At 50.3% G+C, this 17716-nt stretch carries 13 protein-coding genes; 2 read left to right on the top strand and 11 right to left on the bottom strand.

Features of this window, described 5'->3' with window-relative positions; all coding sequences use genetic code 11:
• Nucleotides 1-15: 15 nt before the first annotated feature.
• A complete protein-coding gene (locus tag KW844_RS10610; protein WP_218376693.1) occupies nucleotides 16-984 on the top strand; it encodes a type IX secretion system membrane protein PorP/SprF in 969 nt (322 codons plus the stop codon).
• A 173-nt stretch (nucleotides 985-1157) separates the two neighbouring features.
• Entirely contained in the window at nucleotides 1158-2933 is a 1776-nt protein-coding gene (locus tag KW844_RS10605) for an OmpA family protein (RefSeq protein WP_218376692.1), read from the top strand.
• 168 nt (nucleotides 2934-3101) lie between these two features.
• Here the strand turns inward: KW844_RS10605 and KW844_RS10600 are convergent, their stop codons facing one another.
• The 11 genes from KW844_RS10600 to KW844_RS10550 form a co-directional block, all read right to left on the bottom strand.
• Nucleotides 3102-4325, bottom strand: a complete 1224-nt coding sequence (locus tag KW844_RS10600) for an MFS transporter (RefSeq protein ID WP_218376691.1) — start codon at nucleotides 4323-4325, stop codon at nucleotides 3102-3104.
• Between the two features lie 5 nt (nucleotides 4326-4330).
• Nucleotides 4331-5377, bottom strand: a complete 1047-nt coding sequence (locus KW844_RS10595; RefSeq protein ID WP_218376690.1) for a galactose oxidase — start codon at nucleotides 5375-5377, stop codon at nucleotides 4331-4333.
• Nucleotides 5378-5421: 44 nt separating this feature from the next.
• Nucleotides 5422-6339: a dihydrodipicolinate synthase family protein gene (locus KW844_RS10590; RefSeq protein WP_218376689.1), complete on the bottom strand. Its 918-nt coding sequence runs from the start codon at nucleotides 6337-6339 to the stop codon at nucleotides 5422-5424.
• Between the two features lie 6 nt (nucleotides 6340-6345).
• Nucleotides 6346-7512 (bottom strand): exo-alpha-sialidase, encoded by a 1167-nt coding sequence (locus KW844_RS10585; RefSeq protein WP_255578337.1) that lies wholly within the window; start codon nucleotides 7510-7512, stop codon nucleotides 6346-6348.
• A gap of 23 nt (nucleotides 7513-7535) precedes the next feature.
• Entirely contained in the window at nucleotides 7536-8996 is a 1461-nt protein-coding gene (locus KW844_RS10580; RefSeq protein WP_218376687.1) for a RagB/SusD family nutrient uptake outer membrane protein, read from the bottom strand.
• Between the two features lie 18 nt (nucleotides 8997-9014).
• Nucleotides 9015-12365 carry a SusC/RagA family TonB-linked outer membrane protein gene (locus KW844_RS10575; protein WP_218376686.1) on the bottom strand — a complete coding sequence of 1117 codons (3351 nt, stop codon included), beginning with the start codon at nucleotides 12363-12365 and terminating at the stop codon, nucleotides 9015-9017.
• Between the two features lie 272 nt (nucleotides 12366-12637).
• A complete protein-coding gene (locus tag KW844_RS10570; protein ID WP_218376685.1) occupies nucleotides 12638-13309 on the bottom strand; it encodes a FadR/GntR family transcriptional regulator in 672 nt (223 codons plus the stop codon).
• A gap of 77 nt (nucleotides 13310-13386) precedes the next feature.
• Entirely contained in the window at nucleotides 13387-14340 is a 954-nt protein-coding gene (locus KW844_RS10565) for a zinc-binding alcohol dehydrogenase family protein (RefSeq protein ID WP_218376684.1), read from the bottom strand.
• 60 nt (nucleotides 14341-14400) lie between these two features.
• A complete protein-coding gene (locus tag KW844_RS10560) occupies nucleotides 14401-14994 on the bottom strand; it encodes a Crp/Fnr family transcriptional regulator (protein WP_218376683.1) in 594 nt (197 codons plus the stop codon).
• 343 nt (nucleotides 14995-15337) lie between these two features.
• Nucleotides 15338-16243, bottom strand: a complete 906-nt coding sequence (locus tag KW844_RS10555; protein ID WP_218376682.1) for a hypothetical protein — start codon at nucleotides 16241-16243, stop codon at nucleotides 15338-15340.
• Nucleotides 16244-16406: 163 nt separating this feature from the next.
• Nucleotides 16407-17714 carry a glucoamylase family protein gene (locus tag KW844_RS10550; protein WP_218376681.1) on the bottom strand — a complete coding sequence of 436 codons (1308 nt, stop codon included), beginning with the start codon at nucleotides 17712-17714 and terminating at the stop codon, nucleotides 16407-16409.
• Nucleotides 17715-17716 lie beyond the last annotated feature (2 nt).

The raw sequence follows: 17716 nt of genomic DNA, 5'->3' as shown, positions 1-17716 counted from the left end.
CTGAAAAGAATACCAATGAATAAAGTCCTATCTGTTCTAATCTTTATCCTGTGCGGAGTTACCGCCTCCGCACAGCAGGACGCACAGTTTAGCCAGTACATGTTTAACGGGATCTACGTGAATCCCGCCTATGCCGGCTACAGGGAGCAATGGAACATCCACGCTTTTTACCGGAATCAGTGGACCACCTATCCCGGTGCGCCCAAAACATTTTCGGTGGCCGTGGACGGGAGTGCCAACAATGATCGCGTAGGCCTGGGCTTACAGGTGATGAACGACAAACTGGGTGCCTCTAATACCACATCGGTATATGGTACCTATGCCTACCGTATACCCCTGAACGAAGATGGCTCCTCCCGGCTTGCACTCGGCATTAGCGGAGGATTCATGCAACAGCGGCTGGATATTTCCATGCTGAGCACTTCCTCTTCCATCACTGATCCGGCGTTGGTAAACGGGGAAAATAACCGCATGATGCCGGATGCCAGGTTTGGTATGTTTTATAACAGAGAACGTTTTTATGCAGGCATCTCCGCCAGCAATCTGCTGACGCAAACCTTCCAGAAAACGGAAGCACTCAAGGAGATACTGCCTATGAAGCCACATATCTATTTTACCATGGGAGGACTGCTGCCATTATCGGAAGAACTGATCCTGAAACCGGGATTACTGGTGAAAGAAGACCTGGCAGGGCCTACCAGCGTAGACATTAATGCGTTTATACTGATCAGCCAGAAACTCTGGCTGGGTGGCAGTTACCGCTCTACCTACCTGCGTAAAAGCAACCTGGAAAACAATCTCAAAAAACCGGCAGCACTCGTGGCTATGGCGGAAATATTTGTGAACGACAAACTGCGCCTGGGTTATGCTTACGACATGACCATGAACGGAACGGCTGCTACCAGCTATCCTACGCATGAATTGTCCATCGGATATTTCTTCAAACGCAGAAATGCAAGGATGATGTCGCCACGTTACTTTTAACCCGTACTGCTCATGACCATGACCACCAGGAAACTACTACCCTTGCTGTTGCTGGCTACCACCGGCAGTCAGCTCGCAAAGGCGCAATACGCCTATACCAAGCATACCAGGCATTTCAGTTATATAACTTCGAGAAGGCGAAGCCGCTGTTCGAAAAAGCTTATCATAAAAAAATGAGTGCCAAGGCTGCCCGAGGGGCGGCAGAAAGCTACCGCCTTACTAAAGACTATCCCCAGGCGCAAACCTGGTACGCCCACCTGATGGCTACCGGGGAGGCCACACCTGCGGATGAACTCCACTACGCGGCCATGCTGATGAACAATCAGCAATACACACAGGCGCTGGCACAACTGGATCATTACCTGCAGGCGAATCCTGCGGACCGGCTGGCACAAAGCATGAAAGCAGGCTGTGAAATGGCCGCCAACCCGGAAGCGCTGCTCAGAAAAGGGCAACTGGAAAATATGCAGCAGCTGAATTCCGCCTGGTCCGACTGGAGTATTACCAAACAACATAACAAATACATTTTCGCATCCGACCGGCCGTACAAGGATATCCGTAAATCCGGATTCTTTGAAAACGAAAATATTAAGAAGCGGATGTATACATGGACGGGTAACAGCTATCTGCACCTGTATGAAACAACTGGTGACAGCGCAGTGATTAAACCATTGGAGAAACGCAGTGTCAACGGCGATTACCATAGCTCCCATGCCACCTATAACGCTAACGGCAGTACGATGTTTCTGGCAGTCACCACATTGGAGAAGCGCGCAGCATCAGCGCTGGGCAAGGATTCCATTCTGACCATGAACATCGGCATTAAGGAAATAAACCGCAACGATAAGCAACGCTGGATACTGGCTCCTGCCCTGCCATTTAATGCCACCCTGCAATATTCTGTGGGCGATCCGTGGGTTAATCCCGCGGGTGACACGCTCTACTTTGTAGCCAGCCAGGGGCCGCAACACCAGGGTGGTACGGACATTTATGTCTCTGTAAAAAAAGGTAATAACTGGAGTGATCCGGTGAACCTGGGAAGCAGTATTAACACTAACGGAAACGAGCGTACGCCAACATTTAATAGGGATGGTGACCTGATATTTGCCAGCGATGGGCATCCCGGACTGGGCGGGCTCGATATTTTCACTGCAACTAAAAAAGACGGCGCCTGGGTAGTCACAAACGCCGGCATACCGGTCAACAGCAGTCACGATGATTTTGCGCCGGCTTTACTCGACAGCGCGCTGTACTTCGCTTCCAACCGAGAAGGTGGAAAAGGCAGCGATGACATTTACCGTTTCATTCCTGCTCCTGCGCCTCCACCTAAGCCAGTGTTCACTATCAGCGGCATTGTTACCGATCGTAAAACAGGTGCACCTTTGCCGGAAGTACAAATTACGCTGCGGAATCCTGCTAATACCATTAAAATCATTACTGATAAGGATGGACGTTATGAGCAGGTGATCGACAGCGGAAAATATGAACTGAGCTTCCATAAAGCGAAGTACACCACCATTACCAAAGATACGGTCACCACTACGGCACTGGCTACACGAAAAGACAAAACTATGGAGCAGCCTGCCATTGGTAAGCCGATAAAAATAGAGAACATCCTGTTTGACCTGGGCAAGGCGGATATACGCCCGGACGCTGCCAAAGAATTGGATAAGCTGGTGACCATTCTGCAGGATAATCCAACCTGGGAAATTGAGCTGGGCGCCCATACCGATTCCCGTGCCAACGATGCGTTCAATATGGGACTCTCCCAACGAAGAGCCGCTTCCACTGTGGCTTACCTGGTAAGCAAAGGTATTAAGGCAAATCGCCTTACGGCCAAAGGCTACGGTGAAACCAAGCTGATTAACAAATGCGCCAACGGGGTGAAATGTACGGAAGCGGAACATTTGCTGAACAGACGTACAGAATTTACCATTCTCCGATACTAACATCTGTCCTTTATAGTTTAAATCAGAATTTGCTGCCGCAAGGCGGCATTTTCTGTTTTGGGGAGATGACATGCGCCCGTTTCTAAAAACCTAATCTCCAAACCCGAATGACTACCCGAAATATGTTTAGCGAAGAGGATTATGTGGGGAGACGGGCGCAGCCCGTCTCTATGAGGAAGGGGCACCAAAATCCCGCCCTACCGGCCGGAGGAATACCAGCAACTTAGCTACCGCAGCCAAAATCACGAGCGACATGAGGGCAAAGTCGCGCCCAAGATGCCCCGCATCCGTAGACTTCCCGAGAAAATCCGTGATCAGCGCTCCACTAAACACCCCGCCCATATTCATCAATCCATAAGCGGTAGCCCGATTGGCTGGTGCTACAAATTGGCAGAGGATGGGCATATTATTGGCATCGAACATACCAAAGCCGACGCCAAAGCAGAACGCGGCCGCAATGAGGAAAGCCGGACTATTCCCGATGCCAAGGAACAGCAATGCCGGAATCGTCATACTAAGCCCTATGGCGCTGGTGTAGATTCTCCCTTTCAGGTTGCGTTGCACCCAGCGGTCAGACAAGGGTCCGCCTATAAGCACACCTATAAACGATGACAACGCCGTAGTGATGGTGGCCAGTGGTCCTGCCTCGCTCATTGGCACATTTAGCGTACCTGAAAACAGCGTGGGCAGCCAGTTTTTGATGGCCCAACCCGGGATGCTTGGGATAGAAAAATAGAGGAAAATGACCCAGAACGGCAGCAACAGGAATACAAGTTTGATACCGCTGAAGAAGGCGGGTCGCGCTTGTTGCTGCACCGGTGGCCGGTATTCCCGCAGGAACAATAGTAACACTACCGCATATACGATGCCTATGAGGCCAAACCAGTGAAAGGTCAGCTGCCAGGAGAAAGTAGCTGCAATGGTAGCGCCAAAGCCTCCCAGCGCCTGCCCCATGTACAGGCCTGTCATATGTATGCCTACGGCCAGGGAGCGCGTGCGCGACTGGTGATAATCCGCGATGAGTGACAGTCCCGCAGGGATATACAATGCCTCACTGATGCCCATTACGGCACGCAGCCAGTACAGCTGATTAAAGGTAGTAGCATAGCCCATCAGCAAGGTTACGGCCGACCATACAAACAAACTGCCTACAATGAGGTATTTGCGGTTGATGCGGTCAGCAATGATGCCGCTAACCGGCGACATCAATCCGTATATCCAGAGGAATACAGCCATGAGCCGGCCGAAGCTGGTAGCGCTTTCCAGCTCGGCAATGCTTTGCTGGATGGCGGGCTTCATGGTCGACAACATCTGGCGGTCGAGGTAATTGAGTAAAGCTACAAACCAGAGCAGGCCTACTACCACCCATGGATAATATTTACTGTTTTTCATAACGTTTATCGTTTACTTCCTGCCCATACATGTGGCGTACGGACGCCGGGCCGCACCTCACCTCCTGGTAAAATAACCATATTATTCCAGCAGGCCAAGGTAGTGGTTACCGGCGCCCAGTAACTACCATTGGGATTCGTAGGTGCGTCCGCGTTAATGCGAACGGGTACTTTCCCTTTCAGCATCCATCTATCATGATTTATATCGTAACTCCATATGTCCGTTGAAAAGCCCGGATGCTGTTCCCGCAGCGTTGCCGCTGCGGCGGCGTCCTTGCCGGCGTCGCCCCCGATGATGGTGAGCATACTATCCTCCAGCCATGCGGGTGAAGGTGCTGCTACCACTGCCTGCGGCAGGTCGGCGCGGCGTTGCCAGCCTCGCTGCGGATGATAAAGCCAGGCATCCCGTAGATAAGTGCGTTTGCCCTGTTGCAAGGCGGCACCACTGAATAGAAAGAATTCGTCATCAGTAGCGCCGGCCACGGCCAGCATGCGCGCAGGGCCCGGGCAGGGCGGCAGTGCTTTCCAGCCACCGGCAGGCGCTTGAAGGTCCAGCATATAAAAATCAGCAACTGTACTATCGGCAACGGGCGTACGTAAACCACCGGCAACGTATATACGCTGTTTCACCAATGCCCCGCTGCTATTGGCCAGGGTGGCGGGCAAGGAGGGTAACGTATCCGTTTCTATGGCGCCGTTTACCCAGCGCAGCCGGAACACCTCACTGTAATGGCCTTCGGCATTACTGCCGCCTATACATATCAGGCCTTCCTTGTCCACTACTGATACGCCGTAGCCTAATGCCCGTGGTAGTTTTCCTGCCAGCTTCCAGGCGCCGTCCGGTTTTTCCAGGACGTAGATATGATCGTACCAGACTTTCTTTCCACCGTTCCAGGGCGTACCACCGCCGGGGAAATTACTTCCACCGGCTACCAGCAGCGCCCCATGGGATGTTCCGGCAAAGGAGCCTGCAAACCCCGTGGTGTCGGGGATGGCAGGCAGCATATCCCAGTGGAGCGATACGGCCGGCAGGTTTTTGCAATGCTCGTTCATCAGCATGGTTAGTATAACGATTAAGAATAAGTGGTACTTGCGGTTCATAGGTCTTTCACCTTTTGTAATACGTAGGCAAACCCGATCTCTTCCAGGTATTGGGCAATCTTCTCCTGCTGCAGTGTATCCAGGGAAGTAAGTGGCAGACGGCACGGCCCCAGATCAGTGCCTAACAGCTTCATTATTGCTTTTTGCGTAGGGATGGGCGAATACCATCCCAGGCATTGAATCATTTTCACCGCGTGGTATTGCATCTCCCTGGCCCCTGCTATATCCCCTTTCCCGAATAGCTCCAGGATTTTCAGGTATAATGGTGCCGCGAAAGTATAGGTGCTGCCTATAGCCCCTTTGGCGCCTACTGCCAGGGCCGGCAACAGCAGCTCATCATAACCGAACAGGATATCATATTTACCGTTACCGTAGTTCAGGCAAGCCTGGTATTCATGCAGGGTGGCGGCGGTATATTTAATACCCGCCAGGTTGGGAATACGGTTTTCTGCCAGCTCCAGAAAATCCAGTGGGTTTACCGCCACGCCGGTGATAGCTGGAATATGGTAATAATAAAACGGCAAGGTTGGCGCTGCAGCCGCAATCTGCGCCATGCAGTCCACCATAATACCAGCCGATGCCGGCTTGAAATAAAACGCCGACACCGCTGAGATAGCATCTGCACCAGCCTTTTCCGCATGTGCAGCCAATTTGCGGGCTTCCGCTATAGAGGAGTGGCCTACATGCACCAATACGAGGCAACGCTTATTGGCCGCCTTCACAAAGGCTTCTACAGTGGCCATGCGTTCCTCCGAAGTCAGGTTTGGCCCTTCCCCATTGGTACCGCATATAAACACGCCTTTAACGCTCTGCGCAACCAGGTTATTTACGAGAGAAGGAACCAGTGACAGGTTCAGTGAGCCATCTTCATTAAATGTGCTGAACGTAGCAGCAATCAATCCTTGTATTTTCATTGTCGGTTATTTCTGGTTATTAGTTTGCTGCAGCCATTGTGTGGTGAATGTTTTCAGCACCAGGCTATAGTTGAATCCCTTGTTATTTTGTGTATTGGTTTCGTACAGGCAGTAGATGATCCCGTTTTTTCCGGCAGCCATATCACTGTACCCGGAAGGGCCGCTATCCAGCACCCGGTGCAGTTTCCAGGTTTTTCCATCATCAAGGGAAACGCTGGCGGACAGGTTAGCTCGCGGTGTTTTTTCGATATCGCGACTATCGGGATTTACGAACACCAGTGCCGGCTTACCTTCCGGCTGCCAGGCTTTCACACTCACGATGCTGGCCATACAAGTAGGATCGAACAGCTCGGGGGCATGGTGCGCAGGGCTCCAGCCGGAGATACCATCCGCACTTTCACTGAAGGCACGCCGTCTGGCCGCAGATGGATTGCGGATGCTGAGCAGCACACGCTGGTCAGATAATGCTACCGGCTGACTCTCATTCGGGTTTGGAATCAATGCCGTGGAATCCGCTACGATAGCGCCCCTGTGCCAGGTAGCACCGTGATCGTCGCTATAGATGGTGGCCACACAGGATGGTGCATGACTTCTGCGAGGGGTGAGCTTGCGGGAATCCGCCAGCCATACGGCTGCCAGGAGTCGCCCCGAGTGCAACTGTATCCCATGGCCCGGACCAGGCGCCAGCACTTTCCAGTTGTACTCCGGTTTAAACTGATCGTATACCTGCGTAATGTTTACCGGCGCGGACCAGCTTTTGCCATCATCTTCGGAACGGATATACCAGGCGTCCTTGTAGTCCTTTTGGTAGAGCAGGTGCACCACACCGCGGTCGTCCACGATGGGCGTAGGATTGCCGCAGGGCGACTGCCGGCTCGTATCCAGCACGGTGATATTACTCCAGGTTTTTCCGCCATCTGTGCTGCGGCGCAGGATCAGGTTCATATCCGCCCAGTCGCTCGCATTGCCAATTCTACCTTCGCAGAAGGCCAGCAGCGTTTGCCTGGGTGTGAGCACCAGTGCAGGAATACGCATGGAAGCATATTTACTGTCCGGTTCAAACACTACGCGGGATGCAGGTACAGCAGCATTGCCAGTGTGGCGGGTAACATTACAGGCAAACAAAGCTATGCCGGCAGCCATCAGTAACGTAAATATTTTTTTGTTAGTCATCCTTATCATCTTTATAAACAAAATCAGTACCCGTCCGTTTGTGTCATATTCGGATTATTGGCCAGCACGGTGGTATTCACTGGCCAGAACAGCGGCGTGGTCTTATTCTTCAGGTTTGGTACGTACTTATATACGTCAATGGTGCCTCCTTTATGAAAACGCACCAGGTCGAACCAGCGCTTATTTTCAAAGAAAAGCTCCCGGCCGCGCTCATCCAGAATTTCCTTTTGCATAGCGGCGGCAGACATCTCCCCATTATATAATTCAATACCCGCGCGCTGCCGTACAAAATCCAGGTACTTTTTAGCATTGGCAAAATCCGCCAATGCTGCATAGGCCTCGGCCTTCAGCAGGTAAAGGTCTGCCAGCCGGTATACGATGATATCGTTATCCGAATAACGGTCATCCGCATACACCGTACCGGGATACTTGGTGATCCAGCTGATCTTAGGTCCTGCCGGGTACATATCCGCTATCCAGGTATATGGAATACGCTTGTCTGCCGTGTATTTGAACAGCGATTTCGACAACGGGCTAATCTGGTAAGCGCCCTGGCCGTTGGTAGAATTTTTCACGTATGGAATCTGTTCCTTATTGGTAGCGCCTTCCAGCACATCTTTAAAAGGTAAAGCATTTTTGCCGTAGTTGCCACCAGGTGTTTCATCCTTGCTGTAGTAGGCTGCCAGTAATACTTCCGTATTAGCGGACGCACGGTTTCCTGTAACTTTGGAGAAGTCGGCGTTCAGCGCCACTCCTGTACTTTCCACTTCGTTAATGGCGGTGACTGCCGCCTGCAGATCTCCTTCTCCACCGCCCAGCACGCGGGCTTTCCAGAGCAGTGCATCTGCTTTCATGGCCATCACACTGCCGTAAGAAAAACGATATTTAGACGCATAAGTAGTTTTAGAAAAATTGGATATAGCGGTGAATTGTGCGATAGCTGCATCCAGATCTGACAAGACCTGCGTTATTACTTCCTGGTCAGTATTCCGTTTATGCTGGATCACATTTTCATCCGTGATGGCTTCCAGCACAATGGGCACGCTACCGAATACACGTAGCAGGTGATAGTAGAAATAAGCACGCAGGGCATGGGTTTCACCTACTATCTTCTTTTTGAGATCCGGAGTGGCTGCAAATTCAAAAGCCTGAATTTTATCGAGCAGCAGGTTGCAATGACCGATACCGCGGTACCATTCGGAATAGTTCACGGCACCATTGCCGGGCGACAACGTTTGGGACCATGCAACGCCAAAGCGGCTGTTGGTAGCCGATATCAGCTCCTCCCCGCGTTCCGTACCATAGGTAACGTTGTTGGCTATACTCCGCATCACGGAATAAATACCGGTTACATTCGGCTCAAAATCTCCTTCGTTGTGGAAAAACACTTGGTCTGTAATCTGCGACTGTGGCTCCACTTCCAGTATTTTATCGCAGGCTGCAAACAGTACCAGCAGTAATATAAAACCTAATATCTTTTTCATCATACAAAGTTTAAGTGATCAGAAACGCAGGTTAGCACCCAGTGAAAATTGTCGCGGACGTGGATAGCCACCAGGATCAAAGCCGCTGTATATCTCTGGATTCAGGCCTTTATACGCAGTCAGATAACCCACATTGTACACACTACCGGAAATATTGAGTCCGGAAATTCCTGCACGTTTGAGGATGGCTGCGGGTATATCGTACGACAACGTGATTTCGCGCAGGGCGAGGAAATCGCCTTTCTCGTACATCACGGATACATCAGAGTTGTAGCTGTTATTGTTACCCAGCGTGGCATTGCGGAGATAGTTGCGCTGACCGTAGTCATAATCCGCAAAGGAGAAGCGGGCATATTTCATACCCTGGTCCCCTTGTTGTTTCCAGACATCGCCGGCGAGTGCCTGTGCGGGTGCTCCTTCGTTGAAGGCGCGGCCCTGGCCCATAGAACGTGCAAGGGCGCCATTGCTGATCATATGGCCGATAGCGTAATCAGCGTTTACACGTAGCGCAATGCCTTTATAGGTAAAGGTATTCTGGAGGCCACCCATTTTATCCGGGTTGCGATAACCGATAAATACCTGGTCTTTCGTATCTATTACGCCGTCGTTGTTTACATCCTCGAAAATGAAGTCGCCGCCGCGTTTACCTACTTTTATTCCTTGAGGAGATGCCAGATTATCTTTTACACGACTGTTCCATGCTGCCGCTTCTTCATCTGTAGCAAACACGCCCAGCACATTGTAAGCATAGATGGCATAGGGGCGTTCGCCCACTGCAAGACCACCGGCTTCTACCAATGACTTGCTGGATTTATCATAGATAACATCGCCACCCTGGCGGTTTTTAGCGCGACCATTTGCCGGCAGTGCCGTTATGGTAGTTCTATTATACGCGAAGGTGAGGTTAGCGTTCCAGCTGAATGATTTTGATTTGATGACAGTGCCTCCAACCGCTACTTCTATCCCGCGGTTGCGCAGGGAACCGTTGTTGTAGGTAATATCAGGAAATGGCGCTTCAGATGGCAGCGGCTTGGTGGTTAGTCTGTCATTGGTAAGTTTATTATAATAATCCAGGGAGACGTTAAGGCGGTTGTTAAACAACCCCGCGTCAATGGCTATGTCTGTCGTTACAGTGGATTCCCAGCGCAGGTTGGGGTTGGACAGGCCAGCGCGTAATATTCCCGAATTCAGCGCATAGCTCACATTGCTATACGCGCCGTAGGTATCGGCGATGCTTAGTCCGCTTAAGCCTGCTGCGCCCCAGCTGGCGCGGAGTTTCAGACTGCTCACGAGGTTACTGTGCCAGAATTTTTCCTGGTCAATATTCCATCCGGCGGACAGGGATGGGAACAGTGCGTATTTGTTGCCAGGTGCAAAGTTAGAAAAGCCATCATATCGCAGGGAGCCACCAAGCAGGTAGCGCATTTGATAATCGTAACTGAACTGTCCGAAAACGCTGGCGGACCTTGACTCTCCCAGGGCGGTGCGGAAATCCATTACGTTGCTGACCACTTGTCCGTTGATGCTGGTGGTGGGATCTTCCTCTATCGTATATACGTAATCGTTAGCGGCACGTTGTGAACCCATATCCTTGCTGTGGTTGGTATTACGGGTGAAGTTCATGCCGGCGAGTGCGCTGAAGTGATGGTCTGTGCGGAGGCTGAAATCATATTGCAATACCTGGTCCAGCATGAGCTGGCGGGAGGCGTTGGTGTAATCATCTTTCCAGCGCTGCTGGGCAGGCTGGATTTCATCCGCCGGAGTGGCCTTGCGCATGAACAGCTCCGTATAGTCGTCAATAACGTAGGATACAGAGGGGCGCCAGTGGAGGCCTTTGGTGATGGTGAGATCGGCTCCTACCCTGCTCACCATTCGTTCCGTATTGGTGCGCATATCGTCATACTTTAACGTATGAAAACGGTTACGCACGGTGTAAAGCTCTCCCAGTGCGGGATCGCCGTTGTCCTTGAAGGTACGGATCAGTGGTGTGATGCGGATGGCGCGAACGAGGTCGTTTTGGTAAGCATCCACGTAATTTGGTATCACGTTCTGGTAGTTGATCATGAAGTCGAGCTTCAGGTTATCCGATGCGCGGTACCCGAAATTACCCAGTGCGTTGTATCGTTGATATTTGGTGCCTACGAGTACGCCTTTCTGGTTGGTGTATCCCATGGAGAAGTTATAGTCGGCCTTATCCGTACCTCCGCTGAGGGTAACGTTATCCTGGTTGCTGATACCGGTGTTCCAGAGCATATCCTGGTAGTGGTTATCCGCAAAAAGCAGTTTGCTGCCGGGATTGATGGGATCTTCCATGGTTTGCCATCCGTTGGCGAGGAGGTTATCGACGTAGGCTTGTCCTTCCACCTGCACGATGTTATCATAAAGCGCAGTGAGGTAGGTGCTTTTACCGAATTGTCCTTTTTGCGTGAACAGTTTGGTACCGGCGGAAAATCCGGCGTTATACAGCAGGTTGTTTTTATCCAGGGCGTCGTCCGTGTTGGCAACGGTAGTGCGGGCCAGTCGCAGGTATTCCGCGGCGGAGAGGTAGTCGTAGTCGCGGGCCTGGGTTTCCCAGGTGGTGCGATGGTTGAGTGTAACCGTGGACCGGGTATTGAGTTTTCCTCTTTTGGTGCGGATTACGATTACGCCGTTGGCGCCGCGTGCGCCGTAGATAGCGGTGGAGGCGGCGTCTTTCATGACCTGCATGGATTCGATATCATCCGGGTTGATATCGTTGATGGAGCGGAAAACTCCATCTACCACTACGAGTGGACTGGTACCTTCCACGCTGCCTACCTGGGCGCCGTTGTTGTTACCCAGGCCGGTACCGTATACGTTGGGTTTGGTACCACCGCGTATGATAATGTTGGAGGCGCCAACGCCGGGTTGGCCCTGGTTGATGGGAATGGATACGCCGGCGATTTTTCCCTGCATGGCTTGCACCGGGTTAGGATTCGGATTGTTTTTCAGTTCCGCTATATCCATTTTGGAGATAGCGGCGGTGTTCTTTTTTACAGATTGTTCTGTATAGCCTACTACGAGAATTTCTCCCAATTGGGAGGAAGAAGATGCCAGGATAATGTCGATGTTGGCGCGATTGTTAACCGGGATTGATCTGGTGGCATAGTTCATCATTCGAAACAGCAGTGTTTCATTGCCGGATGCCAGTTTAAGTGTAAAGTGGCCGTCGGCGCCGGTGGCGGTGCCTGTTCCGGCTTTACCGGCTACGGCTATACTGACTCCGATGAGTGGTTCTTTGGTGGCGGAGTCTTTTACGGTGCCGGATACGATTAATCCGCCGTTTTGTGCGGAGCTTTCTTTTACTCCCAGTAGTAAAAAGAGGCAGCAACAAAGTTTCAATAACCTCATTTGCGTGAGTTTAAGTGTGTAATGAGTATAGGTTCCCCTCACCACGAAAACAGTTAGGCGCGGCCGCGCATGCTGAGCGTGGAATCAAATTTTCATAACGTAAAAATAGTATTAGTAGTTATGTTCTACATAATAAATGTAGGAATTGTTTTTTTATTTCAAAATTATCTTTTGAATTTTCATTTAATCGGGAGCCTTCCGCTCCCGATTAAATGAAAAGAACCAGGGCTAAAGGCCCTGGTTCTTTTCATAAATTATCGGATTAATGAAGACTATTTTAACCGGTCGAAGTGCGGTTGCAGGTGCGACAGCATCCCTTCCTTAAACTCCTTCACGGTTCCTTTACGTAGTATTTTAACCAAATCCTGGTGGGTGACTTTACCGGAAACGAATTTCTTATTTTCCAGTTTCATCACATAGCCGAAGATAGGGAGCAGGAGGTTTTGAAAGCGCTTCATGGTATTGTTGCCGGTCATTTCATAGAGCTTACCGTGGAAGGCAATCTCCGTGCTGATCCGGAAGTTTTTATCTTTTACTTCCCGGGCTGCTATTTCTTCCAGCTCGTCCAGGTCGGCGTCGGTTTTGCGGAGAAACAACAGATCTGCTATACCCATTTCCAGCACCAGCCGCAGTTCAAATAAATCCTGCAGGGTGGCCTCATCCATGATTTCGGGATTTAGCACTTTCTCGAAAGTCCCTACGATATCTGGGTTGGAAATGACCATGCCTGTTTTTTTCTTCGTTTCAATGATGCCGAGCATCTTAAAACGACTGAGGGCTTCCCGCACTACGTTTCTGCTTACACCCAGGGCTGCCGCCAGTTCCAGCTCTGTTGGCAGGGGATCTCCCGGTTTAAAATTTTCTTTGGTGAAGTATTCGCGCAAGCTGGCTTCTACTCTCTCCGCCATCGATTTGGCAGCAATTGGTTTAATCCCGTTAACCATTTAGAATAAGTTTTGTACTACAATAGAACAAATTTACATAAATGGCGAGATTTTCAAAATAGAATATCCTGGTGTCACTACGGCACGATCACCAGCCTTTTACCAGCCAGGTCATTCCGCTGCCAGGCCGCTGCAATATCTGCCAAAGGCGCCTCTTCTATCTCCATATACAACTTATCATCCTGAATAAGTTGCCATATGTATTGGAGCTCTTCCAGTACTATTGCAAAGTCCATCCTGCCCATGCCCATCAACTGTAATCCGGACGTACGAAGGGCCGCACCCGCAAGGGTAATATCAAAACCCGCCTTGGTACCGATTTGCACATACCTGATCTCTCTCCTGGCAAACCCTGCTTCTTTGGGCATAAAAGAGTTAATCAGTAGTTCCGCAGGCCGCCCCCATAGGAAATCAATGACTACATTGATACTTCCCAATGATGCAAATGCCGCTTCCAGCTGCTCTTCCGGCTGATTAAGATCAATCACTTCATCGGCACCCAACTGCTTTACTATTTCAAGTGAGGCTTTGTTTCTACCCGTACCAATAACGCGCCCTGCCCCTAACAACCTGGCTACCTGCACGGCTATACGACCCGATACACCGGTAGCACCGTGTATCAACACCGTTTCTCCCGGTTGCAGTTTAGCGGTATATTTTAGTGGTAAGAGAGATGTGATGGCTGATGGTGGAATAGCCGTGGCCTTCGCCGGACTGATGTCTTCGGGCACGGGAATAATAACGCCGGCCACTGACTGCTCTGCATAGGAGCCATACGGTGGCTGAGGGTCGCGGAACATCACCAGCTTACCCTCCGGTGTGGTGCCCACACCGGTGATGCCTGGAATAGCGGGAAAGGAAGGAAATAAGTCCTTGCTGGAATAGTGTTTTCCAGAAGCGGTCCCCTTGTCAAAATTCTCCAGCACGGCAGCTTTCACCTGAATTACTGTTTGCCCTGCCGCCGCTATTGGTGCCGGAAAATCGAGATATTGTGGCACTTCGCCGAAACCATTTATTACTGCTGCTTTCATATCTGTTGCTTTTTTTTAAGCAAAGGTCAGCAGCAGCCATCCGGCAGGCGATAACATTTGTTAAGAAATAACGGATGGCGGATTTTCCCTGGCTATCTTATTACGGATACGACTCAGATGCACCGGCGTAATGCCCAGGTAGGAAGCGATGTAATGCTGCGCCACCCGCTGGACCAGCTGAGGACGGTCGCGCAACAGGTGCTGGTACCGCTCCTGCGGGGTATCCCGGATAAACGACCATAACTCCCGCATGTAGTGCAACTGCCGCTCAAAAACCACATCCAGCATTTGCCGCAAAAAATCATTATCCTGCCCCAGGTCCGCCATCATGGCATCATAATCCTGCTTGTGCATCACGTGCACCAGTGTAGGCTCGATCGCCTCAATGGTAAAGTTGCTGGGCGTACCTGTCCGGAAACTATCCACGATTGAAACCAGTTGTCCTTCAAACATAAACTGACAGGTGATATCCCGGCCATGGTGATTGAACCATACCCGCAGGCAACCTCTTTGTACATGAAAAGCCTTTCTGGAAATATCACCTTCACGCAGCAGGATCGTTTTCGCAGGTACTTCCATCGGCTCAAACAGGTCGAGGTATTTTTGGAAGCGGTCTTTTAAGTGCGGCAAGTGAGCGATCAGTTGTTTGAACATAAGGTGAAGGTACGGAATGCAGATAAAAACGGCAGGGACTTCACCCTGCCGCCTCACTTTTTATTTTAAACACTGACCAGGAGTGGAAAACACCATCCTTGTTCTTGCTGCTTGTCGAGTTGATTCTAGTCCTTATTCCACAATTTTATTGGGACGTTTTAGTCCAAGGAAGCCAATGGCTAAGGTTGCAATAACACCACTAATAAGGCTTACGATTGCTCTTCTGTTAATCCAATACAATTCACCATCCGTTAGTAATCCATATACGCAGTAGAAGACGGTAGCTGTTATCAAGGTAAGGATCAGGAAGTTCCTGACATTAATTTTTCCTAAAATCTTCATACTAAAATTCTAATTTGAATGGAGTAACTTCAAATATCAGTGACTTCTGTAGCGGATCATACCTGATATTTTCCGGCTCACCTGGCACGGGTACAGTATCTGCGCCTACGAGGGTACATAAGGAACCTAAGCCAGCAGCTACAGCCCATCCACCTAATATTGCAGCATTAGCACCTGGCACTCCCCAACCAACTATTGCGGCAATGCCGAGCCCGGTAAAATATTGTGCAGAAGCAGAAGCGTCCCCAATTACAAACCGCCCTGGTCCGCCGGTGCGTCTCATTGCAGGAAAGCGCTGCATAGCCTTGTCATAATAGCCTAAGCCACCTTCTGCTATTGGCGACCATAGTGCTGCAGAGTATCTGGCTATGATGCAGGTACCCTTTATTATATCCAGATCGGCATCTGTCAAATTTTGCTGAGCATCTGTATCTACAGAATTAATTACATCAAGCATTTCACTGAACGTATTGCTGTTATCTATACCTGTAAGCAGGTTGTTGATATACAGTTTTACATTAACACTGACATTAGGATGAAGCAGATTTCTGAAATCATAACCAACAGATGCTAATTCCTTAGAGATAGACAATGTATATTGAAATACTTGTCCGTTTGTTAATTCTACTGGAGTGAAGTCAATCCCGCCAAAGAAGAGCCTGCCGTTTTCAACGATGTCATCCATCTTTGGGAGCCCCTGAATGCTGTCTAGTAGCCATATTACATGTTTGTTGTGCAGTGCACCAATATCCAGTAGGCTAAAATCAATCGGGACATAGGAAGTGGCCACTTTTGCACCTGTCATCTGTTTGCTGGCACCTGAAAGGGAATCGAGAGTGCTGGACTGCTTTGTGCAGCCCATGGTTAATGAAGTGGAAATCAATACAAATAATAATAGCTTTTTCATAGACTTGGTTTAATTTTTAAAGAAATTATCAACCAAGTGTAACGCAGTGCCACAGCGTTTTATTATAACACTCTTTTTCAAGATAAGCAGGCGTTCAAAGTTTATGAATAATCCACGTCTTAAAAAAACGCCAAGGCATGCCCTGCAGGTCCATCTGTTATTTTCATTTCACCCAAGGACTACTCATCTCCAGCTTCCTTAACGCCTCCTGAATCTCCACATTCGACATAAACAACCGCCACAACAGCCCGCTGCGGTAATTCTCTATCATCACCACTATCGGCCCCTGGTCTATGGCCAGGTATTGATTATCATACCAGCCAACGGACTCATTAAACGCATCATAAAAACCATATTCCCCCCATAGCCGGTCCCCTACCTTATTGTAGAAGTACTTCAGGGCCTGCATGGAATATTCAGGCGTATACGGAAATGACGACAACGCCGCAGTTGGCGTAATCACCCCGAGATCGTTGGTGGGTGAATGCGCATTATAAAACTCATGGTTATCACTGGCCGTAAGCCCCCAGCAGTCAGGCCCGTAGCCTTTAAAATGCTTCGGATTTTCAATGCAATATTGCCGGTTGATCAACGTATGATTCTTATTTTGCTCCCAGTAGTCGGCATACCGATCCTTCAATCCCCGCGGGTCCAATCCCAGGAAGGAATAGTGTGCAAAAAACAAAGGCCCTCCATAATCGAAGCCCAGCGGCAGTTTGATACCATAGTATGATTTCCCGTTATAAAAATAATTGCTCATCGCCCAGCCCTGGTGGTACAACTTTGGCGACACCGGAAAATTTGGCGATGCTACTGCAAGGATGTAAGCGATCAGGCATTCGTTCCAGCCATGAATCTGGTGATTCATGGACCAGCCGTTGTTGGGCGACCAATGCCAGTACAACACACTTTGTCCGCCCTGCGTATACCAGCTCCATTCGGCGTCATTCCACATCCAGGTGATTTTATTACGCAGCTCCGTTTCTTTGGGCGTATCGCGGTTGAAGTACTGCTTCACCGCCAGCAGCCCCTGGAACATAAACGCACTCTCTACCAGGTCCCCCCCGTCGTCCTTACGGCCAAAAGGGATCGTTTTGCCGGTAGTGCCGTTGAGCCAGTGTGGCCATATGCCATGGTAGCTGTCCGCCTTCCAGAGGAAGTTCACGATTTTCAGCAGCCGGTCCAGCCCTTCCTCCCGTGTAACGAAGCCCCGCTCCACTCCTACCACAATCGCCATCACCCCAAAGCCGGAACCGCCAATGGTGACAGTTTCCGGCGTGGGTGTACGTTCCGGTGCCAGCCCGGAAACCGGGTGCGCAAATTTCCAGAAGTAGTTAAAAGTACGTTGCTGCACCAACGTTAGTAAGGCGGAATCGCCCAGCTGCGGCCGGGCTGCTTCCTTCTTACGCTGCGCACCGGCCGTTAGTATACCTGCCAGCAAGCACAGGGTCAGTAATGATTTTAAAGTCATAC

Origin of the sequence: Chitinophaga sp. sic0106 (genome assembly GCF_019219075.1) — a bacterium.
Lineage (GTDB): Bacteria > Bacteroidota > Bacteroidia > Chitinophagales > Chitinophagaceae > Chitinophaga.
Note: the sequence above shows the minus strand (reverse complement) of the source record. Positions and strands in the feature narration are given on the sequence as shown.